Here is a 25,922-nt window from a genome sequence, read left to right as displayed (position 1 = left end):
GATTTCGGCCGTACCGATGAGTGTGGTGCGGATCCGCAGTCGATACCTCTGGATCCACCGCCAGCGGTGGGCCTGTGCGGGAAACGTTCCAGCACAGGAGGAAGCACAGGGAGAAAGTGATGAGCGTCGACGACTCCGAGCAGGAGCACACCATCCGGACCGGCGTGCGGGGGACCCGGGTGAGTGGTCCCAGGGTGTTGGTGGCGGGGGCGAGTATCGCGGGACCCGCGCTGGCCCATTGGCTGCGCCGGCGGGGGGCCGAGGTGACCGTGGTGGAGCGGACTCCCGAGCTGCGTCCCGGCGGGCAGGCGGTGGACGCGCGCGGGGTCGCCAAGGAGGTCATCGGGCGTATGGGGCTGGACTCGGCGGTGCGCGCGGCGTGCACCGACACCGCCGGCGCGCACACTGTGGACGCGGACGGGCAGGTGCTGGAGACCTTCCGCGCGGACGACGACGGTGGCGACGGGTTCATCGCTGACATCGAGATCCTGCGCGGGGACCTGTCCCAGGTGCTCTACGACGACACCCGCGACGGCGTCGAGTACATCTTCGGCGACCGGATCGCCGAGCTCGCCCAGGATGCGGACGGGGTCGACGTGGTCTTCGCGGGCGGCGACCGGCGGCGCTTCGACCTGGTGATCGGGGCCGACGGGCTGCACTCGGAGCTGCGCGCGATGATCTTCGGACCGCATGAGCGGTTCCTCCGCCACCTCGGGCACGTACTGGCCTTCTACAGTGTGCCCAACGAGTTCGGGCTGGAGCGCTGGCTGCTCGAGTACCAGGACCACGAGTCCGGGCGCTCAGCCCTCCTGCGCCCCATCCAGGACGCCACCCGGGCGATGGCCATGTTCTACCTCCCCTCGGCTGACTTCGACGTCGACTACCGTGACGTCGCGGCCCAGAAGCGCTGGCTGCGTGAGCGGATGGCGGGCCTGGGCTGGCTGACCCCGGGCATCCTCGCGCACCTGGACGACACCCCGGACTTCTACCTCGACCAGGTCGCCCAGGTGGTGATGGACCGCTGGTCGCGCGGACGGGTGGGGCTGCTCGGGGACGCGGCGTTCAGCTCGTCGCCGATGTCCGGGCAGGGCACCGGGCTGGCCCTGGTCGGCGCCTACCTGCTGGCCGGAGAGCTGGCCGCCGCCGGATGGGACCCCCACACCGGTTTCACCCGCTACGAGGCGCGGATGCGCTCGTTCGTCGAGGCCAACCAGGAGATCGGCCGATTGAACGCCCGCAGCCGCGACGTCCCCGGGCCAGACGCCGAGCCACGCCCCGATTTCGCCGGCGAATGGTTCACCGAGCTGGTCGGGCGCGCGATCAACGGCATCGAACTGCCCGATTACGCAGGGACGCCGGACTCCGCGACCCCGGCCGGATCGCCGATCACCTCGTCAGCCAAGCCGTAGGCGCAAGGCCGGCCACTCGCCGACCTTTCCGCCGCGCGTCCATCGCGTGCAAGCCCCGAGTGCGCTGGATCGCGCGTCGACGGCGGAGGCGATGAACACCTCGGGATCGGCAGCGAGCGCCGTCTGCCAGTCGCGCCTCGGTGGTCCGGTCCACCCGTGCTCCGCGGCCTCGTATCAGCCTGGCGGAGTCAGAAACCCCTCAGCCACACGACGGACCTTGCTCACCACCCCTTCGGCTTCCTCGGCGCCGAGGCGCAACGCCGTGTTCGCCGCGATGAGGACCGCATCGAGCTGAAAAGCCGTGAGGTCCGCGTCGAGGGCGGCGATCCCCCCGGAGGCGGAGGCGTGGCGCAGTTCCCCGGCCAGAAGAGCGCGCCAGTCCCGTTGACAGCGGAACAGATCGTCGCGGACCCGTCCGGGCCGGCTGTCGAAGTCGGCCAGATTCGCCGCCCAGAAGCAGCCTCCCGGGAACAGCGGCGCCGCGGCGTACTCGATCCAGGACTCGATCAGGGCGCGGAGCCGCGGCGCGCCGCGCGGCGCGCTCTCCGCGGGGCGTACGACGGCTTCGTCGAACAGCTGACGCGCGTACGCGACCGTGGCGGTCTGGAGGTTTTCCTTGGTGCCGAAGAGAGTCTGCACGCCGCTCTTGCTGATGCGGAGATCGCCGGCGAGCCGGCCGAGGCTCAGCCCGGCCAGCCCTTCCAGCGATGCCACGTCCACGGCATGGCGCAGGATCGTCTGCCTGGACCGTGCGCCCTTGAGCAGGCGCCGATCCGTGGTCGCCACGTCGATGCCGTCACGGTCGACGTCTTCGTCTTCCACCGGCCGTTGTCCGCCTTCGCTCATCACGTCATTTTGCCAGAGCCCTTGATTCAACGTACGTACGGTCGTACGTTTACTTTCTCAACGGACAAGACACGGGGGTGTGCACACTTGGACGGGCATCGGATGCTCGAACTGGCGCAGGCGTTGGCCGTCGCGAAGAGCAGGCAGGACGTGCCTGCGGCCATGGAACTCTTCCACCGGGACATGGTGCTGGAGGCACCGGCTCTCGCGACCACGGCCCGCGGTGCGGCCGAGAACGAGAAGGCACTGCTCCGGTTCTTCGCGTCTTTCCCGGACTACGCGGTGTCCTTGGAAGGCCACGCCGCGAACCGCGACACCCTCGTCTGCTGGGGTACGGCCCGGATGACCCTGACGGGCGAGCGCTTCGGCGTGACAGCCAACGGCCGACGCGCCGCGCTGCCGGTGGACATCCGATTCACCTTCAGGGACGACCTGATCGCGGGTGAGCGGTTCTCCTTCGATCTGTCGGAGCTGTGTTCCCAGTCGGGGGTTTCCACCGACGCGGTCAGGCGCACCCTGTTCCGCGGCCTCTCACGTCCCGCCACCGAGGGCGAGGGCACATGACAGCGGATCCCCGCGTGAAAGACGTCGGCACAATCACCACTCTCCCCCTCTTCGACATGGTCGTCGACCTCCACCCACGGTTGGACGTCGGTGAGGGCCCGCTCGGCCGCAGGGTCTACTTCGGGGCCGCCGGTGGCACTTTCGAGGGGCCGAGGTTACGAGGGGAGGTGATGCCGGGCGGCGGCGACTGGGCCCTGTTCCGCCGTGACGGGGTGATGGCACTGGATGTCCGGCTGACCCTGCGCACGCACGACGGCAACCTGCTGCACATGACGTACGGCGGCCGATGGGTCACCCGGCCCGAACTGCGCGGTGACCTCGCCGACGGTGCGAAGCGGCATGAGGTCGACCCCGCGAGCTACTACTTCCGTACGAATCCGCTCTTCGAAACAGGAGCACCTCGGTACGCCTGGCTCAACGACATCGTCTGCGTGGGGTCGGGATACCTCGTCGAGGGCGGCATCGCCTACCGGGTCTCGGAAGTCACATGACCGACCGCCCATCCCAGAACCCGACGCCGGACCGACGAAGTTCGAGCGTCGCTCATCTCTGACACGAACGGGGAAACAGTAAGCGTGCGTGACATACGGGCCGCTGCCCGCACGGTAGGCCGCCGAACCGCCCTTCGCTACCTCGCCATCGGTGTGGGAGCCTCCCTGCTCGCTGCGTGCAAGGCAGGGAACAGTGAGCAGGAGGACAACCGAGGCCAGGGGGCTGACGGGGGCACATCCGGTCCCGCCGGCAAGGCGTTCGCTGCCTTCGTGCGTGGCCGGTGGAACGTCGAGTCGACGTCGGTCGGCGGTGAGAAGGGCACCTACACCGTGACGGTCGGCGCCGGGGTGTGGACCATCGACTGGCCAGGCCAGGACGCATGGCGCGGGACATGGGCGCTGCAGGGCGGTCGGCTGGCGTTGCAGGTGCCCGAGTCACCGAACAGTCCCGAAGACCTGACCGACGCCGCGGCCACCGACGTGCCTGAGACGGTGAGCGACTCCATCAGTCTGGCCTTGCCGTGGCAACCGCCCGGACAGTCCGACACCGGAGAAGGGCAGAAGCTGGACGTGGACTACACGAGCAAGGCAGGCGTACTGCGCATCCGGCACATCGAAACCAGCGGCAGCACCACCATCCACACCTGCACCCGCGTCTGAACAGCCAGACCCTCTCGGGCTGCATCCCCAGGCCCTTCCGCCGTGCGGGCGCTCGGCGGCCCCCTCGGAACCCGCGGTGGCTCACGGCCGACCCGACGGCGGACATTCCGCATCCGCATCATCAGGCAAGAACAGGAGCCCGAGGTGATCGATGCGCTCACTTCTCCGGGCCGGGCGCCAAGCCGGACAACATGCCCTCTTCCTTGACCAGTCGAGGAGCGACTCAACCTTCCATCCGTTCGGGTGGTTTACGTCCTGTCCCGAGTTATCCGTGGTCGGCCCACAGGCGGTGCGGCATGTTGAGGCCGTGGATTTCTTGGGGCGGGAACCGATGACCGATTCGGTGGGTGAGACGGCGCTGTGGACGCTGTACCACCGCTCCCTGGCAGCCCGCGATCCCGAATGCGGCCTCGCCGATCCCAAGGCCATCGAACTGGTCGAGGCCCTGGACTACCCGTTCGCGCAGCGTTTCGGCACGGACAACCGCGGATGGGCCCGGGGCATGGCGGTGCGGGCGCGGTGTTACGACCGGGAGGTGCGCGCCTTCCTGGCCCGGCATCCACGCGGCACGGTGGTCTGTCTGGGCGAGGGGCTGGAGACTCAGTTCTGGCGAGTGGACAACGGCCTGGTGCGGTGGCTGGGGGTCGAACTCGCCGAGTCGGCCACACTGCGTCGCCGGTTGCTGCCGGACACCGACCGGTGCCGGACTTTGACCGGTTGCCTCCTGGACGAGCGGTGGACGGGGGAGGTCGACGCCTCGGAAGGTGTCCTCGTTCTGGCACAGGGTGTGCTGATGTATATGGCCTGGGACCGTGTGCGAGCTCTGGTGGAGGCGTGCGCGGTGCGTCTGCCGCGGGCACGGTTGGTGTTCGACACCCCACCGGCATGGTTCGCCGCAGGCACCGTCCATGGCTGGTTCCGGTATCCGGCCGGGTACCGGCCGCCGCCGATGTCGTGGGGTATGACACCCGCGCGCCTGCGCGAACTGCGGGCCTGTCCGGGGGTGGCCGCCGCGTTACCGGTGCGCGTGCCCCGCGGAGCCGGCCTGTGGTGGGGCGTGGTGGCACCTGTGATCGACCGTGTGCCCGGACTGCGCTCGTACGGGCCCCTGTCCGTGACCCGGCTGCTCTTCGCACCCGTCCCCCACCCTGGCCGGCCCGCCGCCGCCCAGCCATCACACACCCGCGAGGAGCCCTGATGACCACCCCTCCCGACAAGGCCGAGAACAGCTGCGTGAACACGCCCCGATCCGAGGCGCCGCCCCGGCCACCGACGTCCGTCCCGAAGCCTCCCCTCGTGCCGGTGGAGGGAACCGTCCTGCGCCTGCGCGAGTTGGAACACGCTGACGCCGACGCCGTGCTGGACATCTTCGGCGACCCCCGCACCACCCGCTGCTACGGCTCCCACCCATTGACCGCCGCCGACGCACGTGCCGTGATCGACCACGCCTGCACGCAAGCCCGGCAGGCCCCCCGTACCTTCTACCGGCTGGGCGTCGTCATCCGTGACACCGACGAACTCATCGGCACCGCCAAGCTCTCCCTCACCCCACCCTCCGCCGACCAATTCGTCGCCTGCAACCACCGCGCCGCCGAGTTCGGCATCGCCCTGAGCCCCGACCACACCAACACCGGCCTCGGTGCGGAGGTCGGCTCGCTCCTCGCTGTCCTGGCCTTCGACCGCCTCGCCCTGCACCGCATGTGGTGCCTCCTGATGCCCACCAACACCGCGGCGATCCGCGCCCTGGACAAGAGCGGTGTATTCATCAGAGAAGCGCGACTACGGCACTTCGCGCACGTCGATGGCATCTGGCACGACATGCTCCAGTACTCCATCCTCGAGGACGACTGGAAAGCACTGCGCCAGAACAGGCCGATCCGCGCGACATGCAGCCCCACCGCGAACTGATGACGGTCGTGCCGGCCCCCGGGCCTCCGTGGGGTGTCTGGGCGTGTCAGCCGGCCGCGGAACCACCTCCGGCACGGACTCGCCGCCGCTGTCCGGCGCCCCGTGCGCGATCCGGAGCACCGGGTCGGCCGGATGGACCCACCAGCGCCGTAGACGGTGTGCAGGGGGCGATTGCGCACCTGCTCGTGGGTCCAGCAGCCCGGACCCGCGGAAGCCGACGCGCGGCCCCGCCCGCCCGCGAGGACATACCAGGCGCCCCCTCCGCAGCATGCCTCGGCCCCGGACCCGCCGCCCACGTGCCCCCCGTCGAAGATCCGACGCGGCTCGGCCTGCGGCGAACCCGCCATCACCGGATGCGGTGGGACTCCCAGAAGGGGCCGAGGTCCTCGTCCGTCATGGACTGGGCGGCCTTCTTGAAGTCGGCGGTGCTGGAGACGCCGCCCCAGTGGTCCTGGGCGTACCGCTTGAGGAGCCGTGCCATGGTGTCGGCGCCGAGGGTGTGTTCCAGGTCGGCGCCATCGAGGCGGTGAGCGAGGCGTTGTCGTCGGGCCAGTAGACCTCCGACCAGCAGTCGCCGGTCTCCCAGCCGTAGAAGCGGGCGTTGGCGTATTGGGCGAAGCTCTCGTCCAGCCACGGTGAGGCGTACTCGTCGTTGCCGACGATGCCGTACCACCACTGGTGCGCCACCTCGTGGACGACGGCGCTCCCTTCCTCGGTGGTGCCGAGCAGGACGAGACCGGGGTACTCCATGCCGCCACCGAACCCCGGGGTCATCACGAGGTCGATCTCGCCGTACGGGTAGCGGCCGAACTCCCGGCCGAACCGGTCGATCGCGGCCTCGGCGTCCGTACGGTTGAGGCGCACGCCCCCGGGCGTGGTCCGGGCCGCCGTGCGGAACGGGCCGGCGGCCCAAGCGAAGTCCCGCACCCGGTCCGCGACGCTGAGGGTGACCGTGCGGCCGGGGCCGCCGGGGAGGGTCCGGGTGTGACCGGTCGCGGGCACCTTCAGGGCCGACGGGTGGTCGAGACGGACTCGGAAGTCGCTCGTCAGGGCGTAGAAGCTCTCACCGAGCGCCACGTACGGGTCGAGGTGCCACCCCTTCGCGTCGTGCACGGCGAGCACCGGCAACGCGTTGCCGAGGAAGCGGTAGGCGTCCTCACGGCCGAAGCGGGCATTGCGGTCGGGCACGGCGATGGAGACGTCGAACGCGACGGACGTCCGCTCGCCGCGCACGAGCGGTTTCGGCAAGGCGATGCGCAGGGCCGTGCAGTCCACGGCGGGCCGCTCCGGTGTGCCGCCTTCCACCCTCGACACGATGACGGGGGAAGGCACACCGGGCGTGCCGCACTTGTCCTCGCCGTTGCCCCACAGCCGTAGGTACAGCTCGCGCAGAGGCCGATCGGACGCGTTGCGAAACGAGACCCGCTGCCGTCCGGTCCAGTGGCTGCCGTCGGCGTCGGAGCGCAGCACGACGTCGTAGCGGGCGCGGTCGGGCGTGGCCGCGGCCCTGGACACCCCCGGCCCGGCTGCCGCGCCGGCCTCGCTCACACAGGCTCCGACCGCCGCGAGCAGCACGAGCAGCAGGACGAACAGCACCACGAAGAGACGACGACCGGGCATGAGCGACCACACGGCTGACGGCGACACGCCAGCCGATACTGCCACAACACACGGGACACGTAACCGACTTGGGCAGACCTTCCTCCCATGTCGTCCCGCAGTCCCTCGTGGCCGAACGCGCGGTTGCCGAACGCTTCGCGCGGTGGTCTTGAGAGATCCGGTGCGACACGGACGCCTCAGCCGGCGTTGAGCACGCCGTCTCGCGATCCTCCGCATGCGGCCGACGGGCCTACCCACGCGCGGTAGCGTCGGTCTTGGCCGAGCCTGTACACATGCGGGAGTGAGGGACATGGTGGCACGCAGACTCCTGGCGTTCGCCGATGCGTTGGTGCTTCTCGGTGCCGAGCCGCCGCGGCTGGCGGCGTTGGATCGGGCGCTCGGTGGGGCGTTGAATCTGGCGACCGCCGGGGTCAGCGGCACGGTGATCGGCATGGCCGACGCCAACGGACGCCTCCTGGGCCTCGGACGTGACGCGATCCGCGGTGTCGGCGCCCGTCTGGACCGTACCCAGGGGCGTGCCGAGCGGACCGATGTGCTGCGCGCGGCGCACACGGTCATCGTCGTGGTGGCCTTCTTCGAGGCGATGGAGGAAATGGAGCTTCCGTTCACCCTCGCCGAGGTGCGACTGACCCGGGACGAGCAACTTGCCGTCGCTCGAACGGAATCGGGCTCGACCCCGCAGACGTCGGACCTGGTGTCATTGCTGCTCGCCACGGACCTGCCCTGCCCGGCACCGCACATACGGGCCTCTGCGCTCACCGCGATGCTGCTCGGGAGTTACGCGGACTACGCCCGCAGGTTCTGCGGCTTCCTGCAAGGTCTTGCTCTGTGGGAGCACCTGGACGCGGTGCGGCGCGTTCGGGCCCATGCGGCTCTCATGGATGACCTGCCGCGCGCAGCTGTCGACCGGTACCAGAGTCTGTACGTCGAGCTCGCCAGGGCGGCGCCCGAATTCGGCTTCTGGGTCACGCATGTGGCGCAGCAGGCGATCCACACAGACGTCGGCCGTGCCCTGTCCGGGATCGAGACGCTCCTCACCCGCACCGCCGAGGCGCTGCGCCCGCCGGTCGACGTGGCCTCCGCGCTGGCGCGCGCTCACCGGGCGGCGTTCGCTCACCCGGTGCTGGACGCCGCGTCGGCGCCGGACGGCATCAGGATCCCCACCCTTCAGGACCTCTACCTCGACCCGGACTTCCGTGTCAGTGCCGTTTCCGGGCAGGCCGCACCGGCCGACCACGAGTGGTGGAGCCGCCTGCCCCTCCGCCGGGACCTCACCCGCTACCTGGCGGGAGCGCTCACCTCTCCTCATCTCGCCGAGGCTCCCCTGCTGATCCTGGGCCAGCCCGGTGCCGGCAAATCCGCCCTCACCCGGGTGCTCGCCGCACGGCTCCCCTCCGTCGGCTTCCTCCCCGTGCGCGTACCGCTGCGGGACGTCCGGGTGGAGGACGAACTGCAGGACCAGATCGAACAGGCGATCCGCGCCTCCACCGGCGAACGGGTCAGCTGGCCGGAGTTGGTGCGCGCGGCGGGCGGCAGTACTCCTGTCCTGCTCCTGGACGGCTTCGACGAGTTGCTGCAGACGACCGGCGTCCACCAGACCAACTTCCTGGAGCGCGTGTCCCAGTTCCAGCGGCGTGAGGCGGATCAGGGGCGGCCCGTGCTGGCGTTGGTGACGAGCCGGACCTCCGTGGCCGACCGCGCCAGATACCCCACCGGCATGGTCGTCCTGCGCCTGGAGCCCTTCCGCGCCGAGCAGATCACGACGTGGCTGGCCGTGTGGAACGAGGCCAACACGGTCGGATCCTCGGCGCACGGCCGCGGCCCGCTCACCTGGCAGCATCTGGAACGGCACGCCGAACTCGCGGTCCAGCCGCTGCTGTTGACGATGCTCGCGCTGTATGACGCCGCCGAGGGCGCTCTGCGGCGCGCCGACGACTTCGACGTCACCGAGCTGTACGAGCAGCTGCTCTCCGCATTCGCCCGGCGCGAGGTCGGCAAGACCACCCTCCATGCCCTTCCCGATGAGGACACGGCCGCCCTCGTCGAGCAGGAGCTGCAACGTCTGTCGCTCGTGGCCTTCGCCCAGCTGAACCGGGGCCGCCAGTGGGTGTCGGCCGACGAACTCGAGCAGGACCTCACCGCCGTACTGGGCAGACAGCCCGTGCGACCTCCGGGATTCCGCACCCCGCTCACCGCCGCCGAAACGGCGCTCGGCCGCTTCTTCTTCGTCCAGCGAGCCCAGTCTGTACGCGACGGCCAGGTACTGGCCACCTACGAGTTCCTGCACGCGACCTTCGGCGAGTATCTGGCCGTGCGCCTCACCCTGCACCTGCTCACCGACCTGCTCGCACCCCGCCCCGCGCTTTCCCTCGGGGACACCCGCATCGACGACGACCTCGCCTACGCACTGCTGTCCTACACCTCCCTGGCGTCCCGGCAGATGCTGCGCTTCGCGCGGTCGCTGACCGGCAGGCTGCCCGCGGCGGAACGGCGCCGGCTGACCCGGACCCTCATCCAGGTCCTGACCCAGCACGCGACGCGCACCGGAGACCAGCACCCGACCTACCGGCCCGCCCTCCTGCGCACCACGACACGCCACGGCCTGTACGGCTCCAACCTCGTGCTCCTGACGGTGCTGTTCGCCGAGCGCTGCTCCGCCGCCGAGCTGTTCCCGGGCTCCGCGGACCCGCCGGGTGCCTGGCACCGGCACTGCCTGCTGTGGCGTTCGGCGATGAACGAGAGCCAGTGGACGGACTTCGCTCTGTCCGTCGACGTGCGTCACACGTGGGACGACGAGGGCCGGGGCCTGGAGATATCGCTGCGCTCCGAGCCGGGCGTCCCACCGCAGCCGCTCGACATGAACTGGCATTTCCGCTATCCGCGAGGGAGCGGAGGCCCAGGCTGGTCACGGTCGTACTGGGACGAGCTGTGGCACAAGACGGCCGTGTCCGGCGGAACCAACGACTCGGTGATGCGGCATGCCCTGGACCCGGTGTTCCGGTGGCTCGGCCAGGCCGTGACCGTGTTCAGTCCGGTCGACGGTGCTCCGGCCTCTTCGCTCGCCCACGACCTGCTCGAACTGCTGCTGGCCGATCGCACGACCATGAGCGGCAGGGAGCTCGGCGATCTCTACGACCGGGCGCTCCGGGGATCGCGACTGCTGATGGACATGCGCCACCCCCAGCTGGTGTCGGCCGTGCACGCCCTTCTCACGGCCTTCGGCCAGGACAGGGAGCGAATCCCCGGCGACGCACACACCGACGTCCGGCTGTTTCTGGAACGACTCGTTCAGCTCGTGTTCGGTGACAGCGAGAGGACACAGCCATTGCCGGTGACGGTCTTCGACGCACTGTCCCACGCGCTGGCGTCCCACCGCCCCCTGGTGCACGCCCTCATATCGGCGGAAGACCAGGCCCTGATCGCGCGCCATCGTGCTCCGACCACCGGCTCGCCCGAGTGAGCAGGCGGGCCGGCGGACAGCGAGGCAGTCGCCTGACGACCATGTTCGTCGGGGAGCCGTGGAAACGACCCGGGCTGCTCCACTCCTCCCCCCACTTGACCCGGATCTCGAGGGAGAGGAAGCCCGTCAGGATCTCGTGATGGACCACTTCAACGTCCTCGGTTCGCCGGCATGAGGGCTTTGAGGGTGCGTTCCGTCCGGCTGGAGATGCTCGACCCCCCAGGCGCGGAAGGGTGATGCCCGAAGCGGCCACCCCCGCCGGATCGTCCGCTCGCTGCTGCCCGAGTGAGGCGTACCGGAGCCGGCCTTCGCCGTCGAGTTGAGCGTGAGCGAGCTCGTGACCGACGTCGTCCGGCACGTGCCCGACCGCTGCTGCACGGTGCTGCCGGTACGTCGGACGGCGAGCGTGCGAGCCGGGGTGTCCGACGGCTTCACATACCTCGGTTTCGTAACAGGGCGTATCCCACTCGAAAGCGGAGAGTGGCCGTGGGCTTAGTCTGGTCGATGCCGTGGTCGACAAGTAGGGAGTTTCTGCGGGGATCGACGGCGGCAAGACCATCGGTTCGAATGCGGGAGGGAGACCCGCATGTGATGGGGGGTACACATGTCCATGGATTGGCTGAACGATGTCCCGGAGTTGGCGGCGTTCTGCGGCACCACGGTGCTCGCAGCGGCGCTGAACCACAGCTACGACGCCGGCGTGCTCCGGGTCACCCGGCTTCTCGGCCGGGGCGGCACCGAGCGGCAGAGCGAGGTGGAGGCGAGCTGGGAGGAGACCGTCGCCGCACTGGACGCAGCCCCGGACGATGACGAGCGGGAGCGGGTGCGCGCGGAGCACACCCGGAGGTGGACGGCGGAGTTCGCCGAGATGCTGGAGAGCATGGAACCCGCCGAGCGGCTCCGGGTGGCGATCGAGGCGCGGGCGCTGGCGCGGGAGTTCGCCTCCGACGGTGCCTCCGGAGGATCGGGCGTGGTCAACAACTTCCACGGTGGTTCCCCCGTGGTCCTGAACGGCGCGCGCAGCCATGCGGTGGTCAACTTCGGGACGGCCGGGTGATCAACAACTTTTTCAGGCCCGCGGTCGTCCTGAACGGCCATGGCAGCCACGCCGAAATCTGCCACACGACCGTCATGATCACCGAGAGCGAGCTGGACCGGGCCGCCAACCAGCTGGCCGATGCCGTGGACAGACATTGGCACAGGGAGGCGGGCAGCCGGGGACTGCTCAAAAGTCAGGTGCCCGTGCACTGGCAGGTGAGCCTGCACCGGCTCACGACGAGGGTCGCCGCGGCCGTGGCCGAGCGGGGCACGCCGAGATTTCCACCGCTGCCCGGGGTGGCCCCGGTGACCGAGATGAGCCTGCGTGCGGGCGGCGACCTGACCGATCTGCACCGGGTGTACGGCGGCCTGGCCTCGGGACGTTTGATGATCGTCGGGCCCGCTGCGGCCGGCAAGACGTCGGCCGCGGTCGTGCTGCTTCGAGCTGCTCTGCACCACCGCGCGGACCCGGCGAGGGCGGCGCACAGGTCTGGAATCCCGGTACCGGTGCTGATGACGCTGGACGGCTGGGCGCCGGGCGACGGGAGGAGGGACGTGGTCGACTGGGCGGTCGAACGGCTGTCCCGTATGCACAAGGGGCACAGGTATCTCCGCCCATTACTGGCCACGGGCCGGATCGCGTTGTTCCTCGACGGTTTCGACGAGGCCGGTGAGGAGGTCCGGGCCCTGGCGCTGGCCGCGTTGGAGTCCGCGCCGTTCCGTTTCGTCCTGCTCTCCCGCACCGAGGAGGCCGCGGACACGGCCAAGCGGGAGCTGCCGACCGGTGCCGTCGCCCTGGAGCTCAAACCGGTGCGGCCCGCCGACGCCGCCGAGTACCTGCTCGACTCGCTGAGCGAGCCGGCACCCGCGGCGTGGCAGGAGCTCGTCCGGCAGCTCTTGGAGGAGCCGGACAGCGCAGTGGCCCGGGCGCTGGCCGATCCCCTGACGGTGAGTCTCCTGACGGAGGTCTACGCGCCCGACGGGCCGGTCGAGGAGCTGTTCGGCCTGGACGGCCCCGACGCCGTCCGGGACCACCTGCTCGATCAAGCGGTCGCTGCGGCCTACACAAGGAAGCCGCGGCCCCACGGATGCCGCCCCTACTCCCCCGAGACGGCCGAACGGACGCTTCGGCATCTTGCCGCGCGGCTCACCGAGGAGGGCACCTGGGCACTGAACTGGTGGCGGATTCCGTCCTGGCCGGGGCGGCGGTCAAGGACGTGGATCACGGGGACCGCCGTCACCGCGGTGTACCTGACGGTCGTCGTCCTCGCCCTCGCACCGTGGATCGGACCGCTCTGGGCCGCGGGCGCCGCCCTGTCGGGGTGGACCCTGGGCACTCTCGACGCCGGTATCCGCGTGTCCCGGCTCCACTATGAGCAGCGGCTGACCAGCGCCGGCTGGCGGGATGTCCTTCCCCTCCCGGCGATCACGGGCGGGCTGTTCGACTGGATCACGGTGACCGGGCTGACCTGGCTCGTGCTGCGTCTCGCCGGCCATCCGCAGGGCCTGCTTCAGTGCTGCCTGCTGGGGCTGCCGTACGGATTCGGCGGCATACTGCTGCGGGGGCGTGCCGCGGACCTGGTGGCCAGGACCATCGTGGCGCCCTTCCCCCTGGCACGGTTCGCGCGCGACATGATCCCGGAACTGGAGACCGCGACGAGGGTCCTCGGCCCCAGGGACGTCTGGCGTCATCACACGCGCATGCTGTTCCCCCTCGGGCTGCTGGCCGGCGGCGCCGTGGGCCTCTACACCGGAGGGGTGGCGGCGATGTCGAACGGAACGGGATTCGGTCTCGCCCTCGGCGTGGCCGTAGGCAGCGGCCACGCCCTCGTGGCCGGCGTTCTCGGTAACGCGGCCGTCGCCACCGCCCTGACCGCCGTACAACTCTCCGTTCGCGAGGGCACACCCCTGCGCCTGATGGCCTTCCTGGACGACGCGCACCGGCGCGGTCTGCTGCGGGCTAGCGGGCCTGCGTACGAGTTCCGGCATGTCCGGCTCCAGGAGCGGCTGGCCCGTCGGCCGGAGTGATCAGCCGGGAGCCGCGTCCTTCGGTCGTGTCCGCCACTCGGGCCGTGGGTGGGGTGGTGGTCGCGGGGCTGTTACGCCGGCCGGGGCAGGCGGTCGCGAGCAGGACGGCCGCAGCGGTCAGCGTCGCCCCTGCTCCGGCCACCGAAGGCAGTGAGTGGCCGTGGGCCAGCAGGAAGCCCCCGAGCCAGCTCCCGAGCGCGATCCCCACGCAGAAGGCCGAGTTGTTGATGGTCAGGGCCATCGTCGGTGACGTCGGGCCGGCGGTCGTCACGGTCTGGGTGTTGAGCGCCGGGATCGTGCCGAAGTAGGCGGCTCCGAGGAGGCAGAAGAGGACGGCCACGGCCCATCGGTCGCCGGGCAGCAGGGCGAGCAGCAGAAGGCCCGTCGTGGACGCGCCCAGGGTGACGAGCACGGTCGCGTAGGGGGAGCGGTCGGCTGCCCGGCCTCCCACCGTGTTGCCCACGATGCCGCCCGCGCCGTAGATCAGTAGCAGCACGGTGACGCTCTGCGGGCCGAACCCCGCGGCCTGCGTGAGGTAGGGCGACGCGTAGGTGTAGAGGGTGAACACCCCTCCGGTGCCGAGCACGATGACCAGGGCGACGAGCAGCAGCGGGCCGGGGATGACGAACCGGGCCCGGGCGACGCCGGGGGCCGGCCGCCGGTGGTCGGGTGTCACCGGCGGGGCCTCGGGCACTGCGCGCCGTACGAGCAGGAGGGTGGCTGCCAGACTCAGCGCCGCGAGCGCCCAGAACGTCGCGCGCCAGCCGAACAGGTCGCCGATCAGAGTGCCGGCGGGGACGCCGACGACACTGGACAGACCGATGCCGAGGGTGATCTTGGCCCCCCACGCGGACCGTTGGTCGGCGGGCGCCATGTCCCGTGCCGTCGCCACGAAGGCGGCGATCAGGGTGGAGTGCGCCAGTGCGCTCAACACCCGGCCGACGACCAGCCAGTGGAAGTCCGGGGCGAGTGCGGCCAGTACGTTGCCGAGGATGAACACGGCCATCATGCCCGGCATGAGCAGCGTCCGGCGGAACCGGCCGGTGGCCGCCGTGAGCAACGGACCGACGAGGACGACCGCGACGGCGTACACGCTGATCAGCATGCCGACGGAGGTGAGTGAGACGCCGACGTCGTGCCCGATGGCCGGCAGGATGCCGGCGATGACGCTCTCGGCGGTTCCGATGCAGAAGGTGCAGAGCATCATCGCGAAGACGGGAAGCGGCATGGGATCTCCTTGGTGGCCGTCACCGCGCGGCGCGGCCGCCGTCCGGCACGGAAGCAGACGTTTCCGCGCCGGACGGGGACGCACCGCGCATTCGGCGGGTGCGACGGGAGCGTGAGGTCTCAGGTGGTGCCGACGGTGACGGGCCGGTCGCTGTCGTCGCGGGGGGAACGGACGGCTGTCGGCGCCCCGGGCGACCGGGCCGCCCGCGCGCGGCGCGCCCAGGCCCGCACCGCGGGTCGCTCGACGCCGACGTACAGCAGCCAGGCCAGCAGCAGGCTCACCGTGGCGACGAGCGCGGCCACGCCGATGGCGGCCGCGAGCGAGTCCGCCTCCCTGAAGCCCAGCCGTTCCTGGGTGAAGGACAGCAGGACCTGGTGGATCAGGTAGAAGGCGAAGGACACTTCGCCCAGCCACACCCACACACGTCCGGCCACCGCGGTTCCCCGCCCCGACGCGTCCCGTGCCGCCGCGGCGGCGATGAGCAGGGCGAACGGAATCACGACGACCGCGTTCAGCGAGAAGAGGAACGGAACGCGCAGGCTCAGCGCGTACGCGGCCACCGTGAAGGCCAGTGCGGGCAGCACGCCGAGGCCGATCCAGCGGCGGGTCAGCACGATCCGGGCCATCAGGATGCCGAGCAGGAAGTCCAGCACCCGCAGCGGCGGGAAGATGTAGACGAGCCACATCTGGGTGATCGAGTGACCGTACAGCGGGGAGTTGGCGTGGCTCGGCCCGAACGTCTCCCCCGTGGGCAGCAGCTGGACGAGCAGCGGCAACAGCACGATCGCCGTGGCGGTCCCGGCCGCCCACCACCACAGCCGCTCGGCGCGGATCCGCAGCACCGAGCGGTGCAGGAGCGGGAACAGCAGATAGAAGAGCAGCTCGCAGGAGAGCGACCAACTGGGGTTGTTGACGCTGAAGAACACGTCGGCCTTCGGTATCCACGCCTGGAGCAGCAGGAAGTTGGGCACGCCGCGTCCCCAGGTCGCCGAGGCGTAGGCGTACATGGCGAGGGCGAAGAAGAAGGTGACGACGTGGTTGGGGTAGACCTTGGCCAGGCGGCGCCCCCAGAAGGCGCGGGTGGTGTCGTTGTCCCGGGCGGACCAGGCCAGGACGAAGCCGCTGAGGATGAAGAAGAAGGTGACGCCCGCCCAGCCTCCGTTCTTCAGGGCGGAGGCGAAGGGGCCGTGGCCCTGGCCGGAGGTGGAGTAGGCGTCGAGCAGCGACAGGTGGAACAGGAACACCAGGAAGGCGGCGAAGAACCGCATCCCGGTGAGCGAGGGCAGCCGGGACGAGCGCCCGGGCACGGCGGAGTCAACGGACACGAGGGTCACCTCGAGGTGTGAGAGCGGGAGGGTGGAAGGGCGCCGGCGGGTGCGCGGGGCGCCGGCGGGCGGCCTGGTGGCGCCCGCCGGCCGACGTGATCAGGCGGGCCGGATCGACTGGGCGTGCCGGAACAGGCCGGTGGGATCCCAGGCGGCCTTGGCCTTCTGGAGCCGCCGGTAGCCGTTCTTGTAGTAGAGGTCGTGCCACGGCACGCCGGAGGTGTTCCACCGGGGGTCACCGAGGTCGACGTCGGCGTAGTTGACGAAGCATCCGTCGTTGGTCTCGTTCGGCACCGGCACACCGCCGGTGGCGGCGAACATGTCGCGGTAGCACTCCCGGACCCAGGCGATGTTGGCGTCGTCGTCCGCCGCGTCGTTCCACAGGGAGACGACCTGGTACTTGAGAACGGAGTCCCGCTGCGGCACGGCGGTGTCGGCGGAGGCGACACGGTTCACCGCGCCCCCGTACGACGCGATCATGAGCAGCGCGCTCGGGTTGTGGAAGTCGTCGCGGGTCAGGTGGTGGTGGGCCGCGGTGATCTGGACGTCCGTGTACGTGCGCCGCGCGTACACCGACTTGCCCTTGAACCTGACCGTGGGATCCGGGCCGGTGAAACCGGGCCACTGGGTGGCGTGCAGCCAGGGCACCCGCCGGTACTGGCGGACCTCGGGCTGGACGCCGAGACCGGAACCGACCTCGGATATGTAGTTCTGGAGCATGCGCTCGGCGCCGGGGGCACCGGCGTCGACCAGCGAGTCGAGCACCACCGCTCCGTTCGACTTGTGGAACGGCTTGAGCTGGCTGAACAGCGCGGTGTACGGGGAGTCGGGGGCGCTGTTGTGGGTGTGCCACTCGCCGTGGTTCCACATCAGCCGACTGAAGCGGGCCTCGGTCAGCTGCTCCCACGGCCAGGCCACCTCGCTCAGCCACACCTCGCGCGGCGGGGTGGGCAGTTGTGCGGTCGGATCGTCGCCCTCGGCGTCGTGGGAGCGCAGCCAGTAGCGGGTCACCACGCCGAAGTTGCCGCCGCCGCCTCCCGTGTGGGCCCACCACAGCTCGCGGTGGGGGTCGTCGGGCTCGCGCGTGGCGGTGACGGCGCGGGCGACGCCGTCCGCCTGCACGACCACGATCTCGATGCCGTACAGGTGGTCGACCGCGAGCCCGTCCCGCCGGCTCATGGAGCCGTAGCCCCCGCCCTGGATGTGCCCGCCCGCCGCGACGGTGGGGCAGTTGCCGGCCGGGAGGTAGACGCCCCAGCCCTTGTAGAGGCGGTCGTAGACCCGGCCGAGGGCGGCGCCGGGCTGCACGGAGAACGCCCGGCGCCGTGCGTCGTAGGAGATGTCGTCCATGCGGGACAGGTCCAGGACGACCGCGATCTCCCGGCTGGTGGTGAAGTCCTCGTAGCAGTGGCCGCCGCTGCGTACGGCCAGCCGCCGGCCGGAGTCGACCGCCTGCTGCACCGCCCGTACGACGTCACCGGTGGAGGTGGCCAGGACGATCCGGTCGGGGCTGCCGACCCAGCGCTGGTTGGTGCCGCGCCGAAGGTCCGCGTAGCGCCGGTCCGAGGGACCTACGGTGACGGCGGGCACCGCCGCGGGAGCGTCCGCGCGGCTCGCCGTGGCGGCCGCGGTGGCGGGACCGATTCCGGCGGCACCGACCGCGAGGGCGCCACCCGCGACGGCCGTGCCGGACAGGAACGTCCGCCGCCGGTGCAGGGGCTTTCGCACGGTGGTGGGTGTACCGGCGCGCCGCGCGGGGGCGGCCGGAGCCGGGGCCCTGTCGGTCGCGTCGGACGGTGTGCGGGCGGAGGGAGGGGCGGGGGGTCCGGCGGGCGAGGACATGGGTGAAGACATGAAGGAAGACATGGGTGAGTCCTTGGAATGGTGGGACGACGTAGGAGCGGAGGGCGCGCCCGATCGCCGCGGCCGCGCGGGTGCGCGGGGTGCGCGGGGCGGGGGGGGCGGGCGCGTTCCGGTGGTGTCAGCCGGTCGTCGGGGCCTGGCCGCCGGCGAGTGTGTCGAGGCGGATGCCGAACCAGTCGAGGATGCGGACGACGCGACGCGCCTCCACGAGGTCGAGCGCGGTGGGTCCGGTGACGGCACCGCGCTCCACGAACGTCCGCAGGGCCTCGGGCGAGAGCGCCACGGCCGTCCCGGGGAACAGGCACCGCTCCGCGTACTCCGCGCCCTGGTCGGGGCCTGCGCCGGGCGTGGTGGACCACAGCAGGTACGGCGCCGGGATGCCGCGCGCCACGGCGCGGGTCCAGCCCGGGGAACGCAGGTCGCGTCGCAGCATGTCGTACAGGAGGTGGGCTCCGGCGATGCCGGCGCGGAACCGCATGGCCTTGGCCTCGCAGCCGCCCATCCGGTCCAGGCCGGCGTTGACCAGGGCGTCGACGGCCGGGACGGAGTACTCGACGGCGACGGGGCGGCCCTCCGGGCCGGGGGCGGGCGCGGCCGAGGCCTGCGCGAGCAGCTCGCGCATCAGACGTCGGAATGCGGCGGGCCCGTGCGCGGGACCGGCGACGACCGTGCCGTTCGCGCTCAGGCGGCCGGCCGGCGCGCCCTCGACGACCGGTGGCAACAGGTCACGGACTGTCGGCCGGGCTTCGGCCCGAGACGGGGCGACCGCCTCCGGGAGTGTGCGTCGGCAGTCGAGCCAGAGCGCCACGTCGGCCGCCGCTCTGAACGACGGCCCGGGCGGGCGGGTGGGTAACGGTGCGAGCGGTCCCATGCGGATTCCCCCTGGGTGGATGGTCGAGTGTTCTCGAGGTGTGCGTGGGTGCGTGGAGGCCGGTGCGACGTGTGCCGGTGTGTGGTCGGGCGCGCCGGACAGGACCCGTTGCCGGACGGGAACACGCCTTCGGTCAGGGGCGGTCGTGCCAGCGCAGGTCACCGGGCGTCGCGCGGCGTGCCGAGGTGAGCGCCTCGTACGGCAGGGAGCCGTCCGGCATGTTGATGATCTCCATCTGGATGCCGATCGGGGTGCTGAAGTAGAGCCAGCGGTCGCCGGCGATCGGACCCCGCGTGATCGTCTCCGGCTCGCCCATCAGCGCCACGCCCTCCTGCTCGCGCAGATAGGCGGCGGCCGCGTCCACGTCGTCGACGTAGATGGCCAGGTGATGGCCGCCGACGTCGCTGTTGCGCGGGGGGCGTGTCCGCAGGGCGCCTGTTCCGCTCTGGATCAGTTCGCAGTTGGCGGTGGGACCGGTGCGCAGCAGTGTCCTGCGGGATTGCTCGGCACCGGGCGGCCAGTGCCCGCCCGGCCGGTCCGCCGGGCGCTGCGCGCTCTCCACCGGTTCCGCTCCGAGGACGTCCGTGAAGAAGGCGGTGGCGGCGGCGAGATCGGCGACGGTGTAACTCACGTGCTCCACGCCGAGCAGGCCCAGTGAACGCTCCACGGTGTTGGACCCGGCGTCCGTGTACGGCGTCGCCGCAGGTACGAAGCCACAGTCGTCCCGTCGGCCCGGACCGCGCAGCGAGAGCAGCATGCCCCACGGCGTCAGAAACCATCGCCTGGTCCCGGCGAAGCCGTCCGCCGGGCCGAGCCGGACGGTGGCCGACCGGCGCAGATGCTCCTCCGCCGTGTCCAAGTCCGCGACCATCAGGGCCAGGTGATGACCGCCGACGTCGTTCGGGCCGGGCGGCGAGGTGATCTGCCCCGGCGCGGTGTACTCGAAGAGTTCCAGATTGCTGTACGGTCCGAGCCGGACCAGGGCGACCTGGGCCCGCGCCCGTGCGTGGACGCCCAGCTTCCGGGTCATCCAGTCGCCGTCGGCGTCCTCGACCGGGCCCTCCCGGTAACAGAGTTCGCCGCCCAGCACGCCGGTGAAGAAGGCGATGGCCTCGTCGAGGTCCGGGACGGTGAAGGCGTAGTGGTCCACGGCCCGCGCGGTGGGCAGACCGGTGAGCACCGGCGTGGACGAGGCCGCCGTGGATAGGTTGAGCACGATTCCCCCTTGGACGAGTGCGCTCGGTGCCGGGCACCGCGCGGCACACGAATGCTCGAACTCCGGCACCTGATCGTGACCAGGTGCCGGACCGATGGCGACAGTAGGGGAATGTCATTGCGTGCGCAAGGAGTATCTCTCCGCTCACACGGGGGAACGCTATGCGATTCACCCCGTCCGACCTGCACTGATACGGATCGAAGGTGAACCGCCGAACGGTCACCGAGTCATGGAGTCATGCGTCTCCATGTGCAGACATGAAAAAGCCTGCGTGCGGGAGGGTTTCCTTGGCTGCCGGTGCCTCGTACTCTGGGTACGGCTCGGCCGCCATGGGACGTGGCGCACCTCCTCCTCCCCCCGCAAGGCGCCCGGAAGGGCTTTTCGGCGGCGGGATGATCCTTCGAGCACCCTGAAGAAGGCGACATCATGCGAACGCGCAAGGAAGACAGCGTCGAGCTGTGGAGTCAACTGTCCGTTCTCGTCGCGGAAGTCGGTACCGCACTGGACCGGCGACTCTCCGAGGACTTCGAGCTGGGCCTCACGGACTTCCTCTCCCTGCGCGCGCTGAGCAACGGCGACCCGGCCGGCATCCGGATGAGCGAACTCGCCCAGCTCCTCGGCCTCAACCAGTCCTCGGCCACGCGCGCCGTCCAGCGGCTGGAGGGCCGCGGGCTGGTCGAGAGGGAGGCTCACGCGACGGATCGCAGAGGCGTGGTCGTGCGGGTCACGGAGGCCGGCCGGACCATGGTCGCGGACATAGGAAATCTCTTCCGCCGCGAGGTCGGCATGGCGCTGGAAGTCGCGTCCATGGACAGCAGGACCAGTTCGGTCGTCGCCAGGCTGCGCTACGCCCCGACCCGCGACCGCTGAGCCGTCCGGCTTCATCACGCCCCCTGCCGAAGGCCGGCAGGGGGCACTTCGCCGTCCGGCCGCTCGGGCGGCGCGTTCCGAGCGACGGGTTTCTTGCGACGGCAAGCACTAGCTGCATGCTTCCGGCCATCCCGATCTGTTTTCCGTTCCGGAAAAGACCAGTTCACCGCTGATGCATCGCGGCTCGACAGACCTTTCCTGGCCGGATATCAACTGGCCGGAGCCGACTAATCCTTGCGTGCGCAATGAACTCTGTGTCAGGGTCGGTGACGGCGACGGGGGGCAGGCCACGGTGCAGTGGCCGGATCTCGCGCAGGCGGCCCGGAGGGCTTCGCCGCGCGGACACCAGAACACACTGCCCCGCCCAGATTCGCGACGAACCCGAACCGAGAACTCTTCGTCGGAGGCGGAAGCCTGATGCAGCAAGAAACGCAGACCACACGGAACAACGACGGTCTCTTCGCGGTGGGGAGCCCGGTCACCCACTGGTCGGTCAAGACCAGCAACCCGGTCCAGTACGAGATACGCGCCTGTGAGAACCTGCTCGATCCCGGGAACTCCACCATCCTCGAGGACGCCCCGGGCACTGGACGACGTCGCTTCGTCGTCACCGACCGCGTGGTCGACTCCCTCTACGGCGAACGTATCCGCGCCTACTTCGAACACCACGGTGTCGACCACCAGGTGCTGGTCCTGGACGACGGTGAGACGCACAAGTCGGTCGGGGCCGTACTCAAGGTCACCGAGGCCCTCGACGCGTTCGGCGTCGACCGTCGGCGTGAGCCCGTCATCGCCATCGGCGGTGGCGTCCTCATGGACATCGTCGGTTTCGCCGCCAGCCTGTACCGCCGCTCCACGCCGTTCATCCGCATCCCCACCACCCTGATCGGCCTGGTGGACGCCGGAGTCGGCGCCAAGACCGGCGTCAACCACAACGGGCACAAGAACCGGCTCGGCACCTACTTCCCGGCGGACCGCACGCTGCTCGACCGCTCGTTCCTGGCCACGCTCGACGAACGGCACATCAGCAACGGTCTGGCCGAGATCCTCAAGATCGCCCTGATCAAGGACGCCCGCCTGTTCGACCTCCTGGAGCAGCACGGCGCCGACATCCTGCACACCAAGCTGCAGAGCGCGGCGGCCAGCGGCCCCACCCCGGCCGACGTCCCGGTCGACCAGCGTCTGGCGGCCCGCGGGCTGCACCTCGACCCCGCGACCGAGGTCGTCGAGCGCGCAATCCAGGGCATGTTGGAGGAACTCCAGCCCAACCTCTGGGAGAAGGTGCTGGAACGGGTCGTCGACTACGGCCACACCTTCAGCCCCACCATCGAGATGCACGCCCTTCCCGCCCTGCTGCACGGCGAAGCCGTGGCCATCGACATGGCTCTGACCACCGTGATGGCCGAGCACCGCGGACTCGTCAGCGCCTACCAGCGGGACCGCATCCTCGACGTGATGGCACGGCTCGGCCTGCCGGCCTGGCACCCGCTGTGCACCCCGGAGCGGCTCGGCGAGGCTCTGCGGGACACCGTCCGGCACCGTGACGGAAAGCAGCGGCTGCCACTGCCGGTCGGCATCGGCAGCGCGGTCTTCGTCAACGACGTCACCGAGGCCGAACTCGGGGCGGCGGCAAAGGCCCTCGCGGGGCTGGTGGCGGGTGTGTCCCGGTGACGACCGCCCCCGGCACCCGGCACGGTGAGGCCGACGTCCGGGCGGCGGCCCCGCCCGACTCCCGTCGGCACGCCTTCCGTTCGATCGGGACCGTGGCGGGCGCCGCGACCGTCCACGGTGTCCACGGCGCCGCCGGGCGCACGCACTGGAAGTGCTTCGCGGGCCGCCGTCAGCTCGACTCCCCCACCGAGGCCGTCGAGTGGGCCTCCATCCCTCCGGGCGGACTGAGCGGCGAACACCGCCACACCCGTACCGAGGAGATCTACCTGATCCTGAACGGACACGGGGAGTTCCTGTTCAACGGCGTAACCCATCGCGTCGGACCCGGCTCAATGGCCCTGACCGCGCCCGGAAACGTGCACGGACTGCGCAACACGGGGGACGCCGACCTCGACTGGTGGGTCATCGAGACCCTCTCGCCCGGCACCGACGCGGTCCTGTCCGGAGCCGATCTCACAATGGGAGTACCCGCCATGGGCGACGCAGTGATCCATGATCTCTTCAAGGAGCGCACCGTCTCCACCGACGGTGTCTTCACCGGCCCCCTGCGCCAGATAGACGCGGTCGACCTCGACACCGGTCAGCGCACCACCCTGGGCAGGGCCGACGCGGAACTCGCGGTGTTCGTGCACAGCGGCGAGGGCCGGGCCACGGGCGCCGACGGCGCCGCGGCGGACCTCGTATCGGACACCTGCGTCACCCTGGGCGCGGGCACGCTCACCCGCTTCGAGGCGCGCACTCCGCTGCGGCTGCTGGTCGTCACACTGGCGCTGCCCCGGCTCTCCGCGGAGGCGTTGTGATCATCACCACGACGGGTGAGGCGGTTCGCACGGCCGTGGACACCGCCGCGGAAGCCGACTGGACGTGTCTGGTGCGCCGGGGGATGTTGCACAGCGAGTGCGAGGCGGTGGAGCACTGGCGGCTCGCGCCCGGCGCCGTTCTGGCGGCGACCCCGCGGCACGGGGTGGAGGAGGCCGTCCTGGTGCTCGAGGGCGAGCTCGGCGTGAGCGCCGCGTCCGGTGAACACAGCCTCGGAGCAGGGCAGTTGGTGCTGTTCCCACACGGCTGCGCGGCACGCCTCACGGCGGGGTCCGACCCGGTGCGACTGATCAGCGTGCGGACCCTGGCCGCCGCCGTCACCGACCGGCTGCCACCCCGCGTTCCCGAGCTGCTCCGGTCCTGACCGGCCCCCTCCCTCGGCCCGCTCTCCTTCAGCCCCTCTCCTTCAGTCCCTCGCGGCCCCGATCCGGTGGCAATCCGGTCGGGGCCGCTCCCGTCCGGCGGCGAGACCCGGCCGGCCCCCGGACCCCGAACCTCGAACCCCGAAAGCGAGCATCATGCGTGCGGTAGTCCTCACGACGTACGGCGGTCCCGAGCAGTTGGTGGTCTCCGACCTCCCGGAACCGGCCGTCCCGGACCCGGACGGCGTTCTCGTCCGCACCGCCGCGGCCGCGGTCAATCCCGTCGACCTCCAGACCCGCGCCGGTCTGCACAGCGCGCACGGCGCGTTCCACCCGCCGATGATCCTCGGCTGGGACGTGGCGGGCACGGTCACCGCGGTGGGCGACCAGGTCACCGGCTTCAGCGCAGGCGACCGGGTCGTGGCGATGTCCGCCCAGATGGCCACCGGCCGTGGGACCTACGCCGAGACCGTCGCCCTGCCCGCCGGCATCGTGGCCCCGGCACCCGCATCCGTCCCGCTGACCGCCGCCGCGGCACTGCCGCTGGCCGGCCTCACCGCGTGGCAGGCACTCGACGCCCTCGCTCTCCCCGAGGGCGCCACGCTGCTGGTCACCGGTGCCGTCGGCTCGGTCGGCGGGCTCACCGTGCAGCTCGCCCGGCTACGCGGACTGACCGTGGTGGCCCATGTCCGCACGGCCGAGGACAGCGAGCGGGCCCGTGCGCTGGGCGCGGCTCGTGTGGTGGTGGGAGAGGACGCGGCGGTGCTTCCGTCCGGCACCGTCGACGGTCTGCTGGAGACGGCGGGCCTGCCCCGGGCCGTCGCCGCGGTACGGGACGGCGGACGCGCGGTCTCCGTCGTGCCCACCCGGGTGCCGGAGGCGGAACGGGGTGTCCACGTGACCGTCTCGTACGTGCAGCAGGACGGCCAGGGACTTGCCGCGCTCGGCGCCCTCGTGGACCGGGGCGATCTGGACGTGCGCTCCGCGAAGGAACTGGGCTTCGAGGAGGCGGGCGAAGCGCACCGCCTCCTGGAGGCCGGCGGCGTCCGGGGCAAGCTCCTGCTGCTGCCCTGACCGCGACGCCGGCCGCCCCCGCCGGGACGGGCAGGACACGGACGGAAGACCGAGGAAGACGAAGCTGTGACTGAGCCGCACGACAGCGACGGCCGTGAGACCGCCACGGAGGACGTCGCCCGGCTGTGGGAACGGGTCGCGACGATGTTCTCGTGGCTGGAGGGACAGCTGGACCGCACCCTGACCCAACGTCATGGTGTGGGTCTGGCTCCACTGATGGCGCTCGGGGTGCTGGCCTGCGAACACCCCGGATCGGTGACGGTCGGTGACGTCGCCCGGCGGCTGGGCGTCAGCGCCTCGGCGGCGAGCCGGATACTGACGCGACTGGAGCGCTCGGGCTGGGCGACCAGGGTGGCGTGGCCCTGCGACCGGAGGATCAGCCGGATGGCGGCCACCGAGGCGGGTCGGCACGTGTGGACCCGGGCCGGCCGGACGCTCGACCGCGAACTCGACTTCTCCTTCAGGACGTTGCGGTTCGACGAACGGTACGCGCACGTGGTGGCGCGACTGTGCCGGGGCGAGGACGACCCGCCCGGCCACCCGCGTCTCCACGAACCGCTCTAGCGGACCACCCGGGCGACGGGGCTCGCCGTCGGCCT

Annotated in this window: 21 protein-coding genes and 1 pseudogene; 15 read left to right on the top strand and 7 right to left on the bottom strand. The window is 71.0% G+C overall.

Translation table 11 applies throughout. From position 1 onward, the window contains the following. Positions 1-119: 119 nt before the first annotated feature. Positions 120-1,409 carry an FAD-dependent monooxygenase gene (locus OG440_RS36525; protein WP_406011039.1) on the top strand — a complete coding sequence of 430 codons (1,290 nt, stop codon included), beginning with the start codon at positions 120-122 and terminating at the stop codon, positions 1,407-1,409. Between the two features lie 174 nt (positions 1,410-1,583). Here the strand turns inward: OG440_RS36525 and OG440_RS36520 are convergent, their stop codons facing one another. Beyond that, positions 1,584-2,255 (bottom strand): TetR/AcrR family transcriptional regulator, encoded by a 672-nt coding sequence (locus OG440_RS36520; protein ID WP_406011038.1) that lies wholly within the window; start codon positions 2,253-2,255, stop codon positions 1,584-1,586. Positions 2,256-2,342: 87 nt separating this feature from the next. Between OG440_RS36520 and OG440_RS36515 the strand changes: the two genes are divergently transcribed. The 5 genes from OG440_RS36515 to OG440_RS36495 all read left to right on the top strand — a co-directional run bounded on the left by OG440_RS36515 (position 2,343) and on the right by OG440_RS36495 (position 5,878). After that, positions 2,343-2,819: a nuclear transport factor 2 family protein gene (locus OG440_RS36515; protein ID WP_406011037.1), complete on the top strand. Its 477-nt coding sequence runs from the start codon at positions 2,343-2,345 to the stop codon at positions 2,817-2,819. Further along, positions 2,816-3,310: a DUF3237 domain-containing protein gene (locus tag OG440_RS36510; protein ID WP_406011036.1), complete on the top strand. Its 495-nt coding sequence runs from the start codon at positions 2,816-2,818 to the stop codon at positions 3,308-3,310. The genes OG440_RS36515 and OG440_RS36510 overlap by 4 nt, the downstream gene beginning before the upstream one ends. 270 nt (positions 3,311-3,580) lie before the next feature. Then, complete coding sequence (locus tag OG440_RS36505) at positions 3,581-3,970, top strand: hypothetical protein (RefSeq protein WP_406011035.1); 390 nt, start codon at positions 3,581-3,583, stop codon at positions 3,968-3,970. Between the two features lie 331 nt (positions 3,971-4,301). Beyond that, positions 4,302-5,168: a class I SAM-dependent methyltransferase gene (locus OG440_RS36500; protein ID WP_406011034.1), complete on the top strand. Its 867-nt coding sequence runs from the start codon at positions 4,302-4,304 to the stop codon at positions 5,166-5,168. Continuing rightward, positions 5,168-5,878, top strand: a complete 711-nt coding sequence (locus OG440_RS36495) for a GNAT family N-acetyltransferase (RefSeq protein ID WP_406011033.1) — start codon at positions 5,168-5,170, stop codon at positions 5,876-5,878. Before OG440_RS36500 ends, OG440_RS36495 begins: the two co-directional genes overlap by 1 nt. Before the next feature lie 346 nt (positions 5,879-6,224). Here the strand turns inward: OG440_RS36495 and OG440_RS36490 are convergent. Beyond that, positions 6,225-7,498 (bottom strand): annotated as a pseudogene (locus OG440_RS36490) (M1 family metallopeptidase). Between the two features lie 289 nt (positions 7,499-7,787). Between OG440_RS36490 and OG440_RS36485 the strand changes: the two are divergent. The 3 genes from OG440_RS36485 (at position 7,788) to OG440_RS36475 (ending at position 14,024) form a co-directional block, all read left to right on the top strand. Continuing rightward, positions 7,788-10,958, top strand: coding sequence for an NACHT domain-containing protein (locus tag OG440_RS36485; protein WP_406011032.1), 3,171 nt, complete (start codon positions 7,788-7,790; stop codon positions 10,956-10,958). A gap of 610 nt (positions 10,959-11,568) precedes the next feature. After that, positions 11,569-12,015: a hypothetical protein gene (locus tag OG440_RS36480; protein WP_406011031.1), complete on the top strand. Its 447-nt coding sequence runs from the start codon at positions 11,569-11,571 to the stop codon at positions 12,013-12,015. After that, positions 12,012-14,024: a hypothetical protein gene (locus OG440_RS36475; protein ID WP_406011030.1), complete on the top strand. Its 2,013-nt coding sequence runs from the start codon at positions 12,012-12,014 to the stop codon at positions 14,022-14,024. The genes OG440_RS36480 and OG440_RS36475 overlap by 4 nt, the downstream gene beginning before the upstream one ends. On the opposite strand, the gene OG440_RS36470 is transcribed toward OG440_RS36475, so the two are convergent. The 5 genes from OG440_RS36470 to OG440_RS36450 all read right to left on the bottom strand — a co-directional run bounded on the left by OG440_RS36470 (position 13,957) and on the right by OG440_RS36450 (position 20,527). Continuing rightward, complete coding sequence (locus OG440_RS36470; RefSeq protein WP_406011029.1) at positions 13,957-15,252, bottom strand: MFS transporter; 1,296 nt, start codon at positions 15,250-15,252, stop codon at positions 13,957-13,959. The two genes, OG440_RS36475 and OG440_RS36470, sit on opposite strands and share 68 nt — an antisense overlap. Positions 15,253-15,371: 119 nt before the next feature. Beyond that, a complete protein-coding gene (locus OG440_RS36465) occupies positions 15,372-16,577 on the bottom strand; it encodes an acyltransferase family protein (protein ID WP_406011028.1) in 1,206 nt (401 codons plus the stop codon). A 99-nt stretch (positions 16,578-16,676) separates the two neighbouring features. Next, positions 16,677-18,305 (bottom strand): FAD-dependent oxidoreductase, encoded by a 1,629-nt coding sequence (locus tag OG440_RS36460; protein WP_406011027.1) that lies wholly within the window; start codon positions 18,303-18,305, stop codon positions 16,677-16,679. Positions 18,306-18,558: 253 nt separating this feature from the next. Beyond that, on the bottom strand, positions 18,559-19,161 hold the full coding sequence (locus tag OG440_RS36455) for a hypothetical protein (RefSeq protein WP_406011026.1): 603 nt from the start codon (positions 19,159-19,161) through the stop codon (positions 18,559-18,561). A gap of 283 nt (positions 19,162-19,444) precedes the next feature. Then, positions 19,445-20,527, bottom strand: a complete 1,083-nt coding sequence (locus OG440_RS36450) for a VOC family protein (protein WP_406011025.1) — start codon at positions 20,525-20,527, stop codon at positions 19,445-19,447. Between the two features lie 426 nt (positions 20,528-20,953). On the opposite strand from OG440_RS36450, the gene OG440_RS36445 reads away from it, so the two are divergent. The 6 genes from OG440_RS36445 (at position 20,954) to OG440_RS36420 (ending at position 25,887) form a co-directional block, all read left to right on the top strand. Next, positions 20,954-21,397 carry a MarR family winged helix-turn-helix transcriptional regulator gene (locus OG440_RS36445; protein WP_406011024.1) on the top strand — a complete coding sequence of 148 codons (444 nt, stop codon included), beginning with the start codon at positions 20,954-20,956 and terminating at the stop codon, positions 21,395-21,397. A gap of 417 nt (positions 21,398-21,814) precedes the next feature. Then, a complete protein-coding gene (locus tag OG440_RS36440; RefSeq protein ID WP_406011023.1) occupies positions 21,815-23,068 on the top strand; it encodes a sedoheptulose 7-phosphate cyclase in 1,254 nt (417 codons plus the stop codon). After that, positions 23,065-23,868 (top strand): cupin domain-containing protein, encoded by an 804-nt coding sequence (locus OG440_RS36435; protein ID WP_406011022.1) that lies wholly within the window; start codon positions 23,065-23,067, stop codon positions 23,866-23,868. Before OG440_RS36440 ends, OG440_RS36435 begins: the two co-directional genes overlap by 4 nt. After that, on the top strand, positions 23,865-24,251 hold the full coding sequence (locus OG440_RS36430; protein WP_406011021.1) for a cupin domain-containing protein: 387 nt from the start codon (positions 23,865-23,867) through the stop codon (positions 24,249-24,251). The genes OG440_RS36435 and OG440_RS36430 overlap by 4 nt, the downstream gene beginning before the upstream one ends. A 154-nt stretch (positions 24,252-24,405) precedes the next feature. Further along, positions 24,406-25,323 carry an NADP-dependent oxidoreductase gene (locus tag OG440_RS36425; protein WP_406011020.1) on the top strand — a complete coding sequence of 306 codons (918 nt, stop codon included), beginning with the start codon at positions 24,406-24,408 and terminating at the stop codon, positions 25,321-25,323. A 66-nt stretch (positions 25,324-25,389) separates the two neighbouring features. Continuing rightward, complete coding sequence (locus OG440_RS36420) at positions 25,390-25,887, top strand: MarR family transcriptional regulator (protein ID WP_406011019.1); 498 nt, start codon at positions 25,390-25,392, stop codon at positions 25,885-25,887. Positions 25,888-25,922 lie beyond the last annotated feature (35 nt).

It is taken from the genome of Streptomyces sp. NBC_00637 (genome assembly GCF_045161545.1).
In the GTDB taxonomy this organism is placed as follows: domain Bacteria; phylum Actinomycetota; class Actinomycetes; order Streptomycetales; family Streptomycetaceae; genus Streptomyces.
Note: the sequence above shows the minus strand (reverse complement) of the source record. Positions and strands in the feature narration are given on the sequence as shown.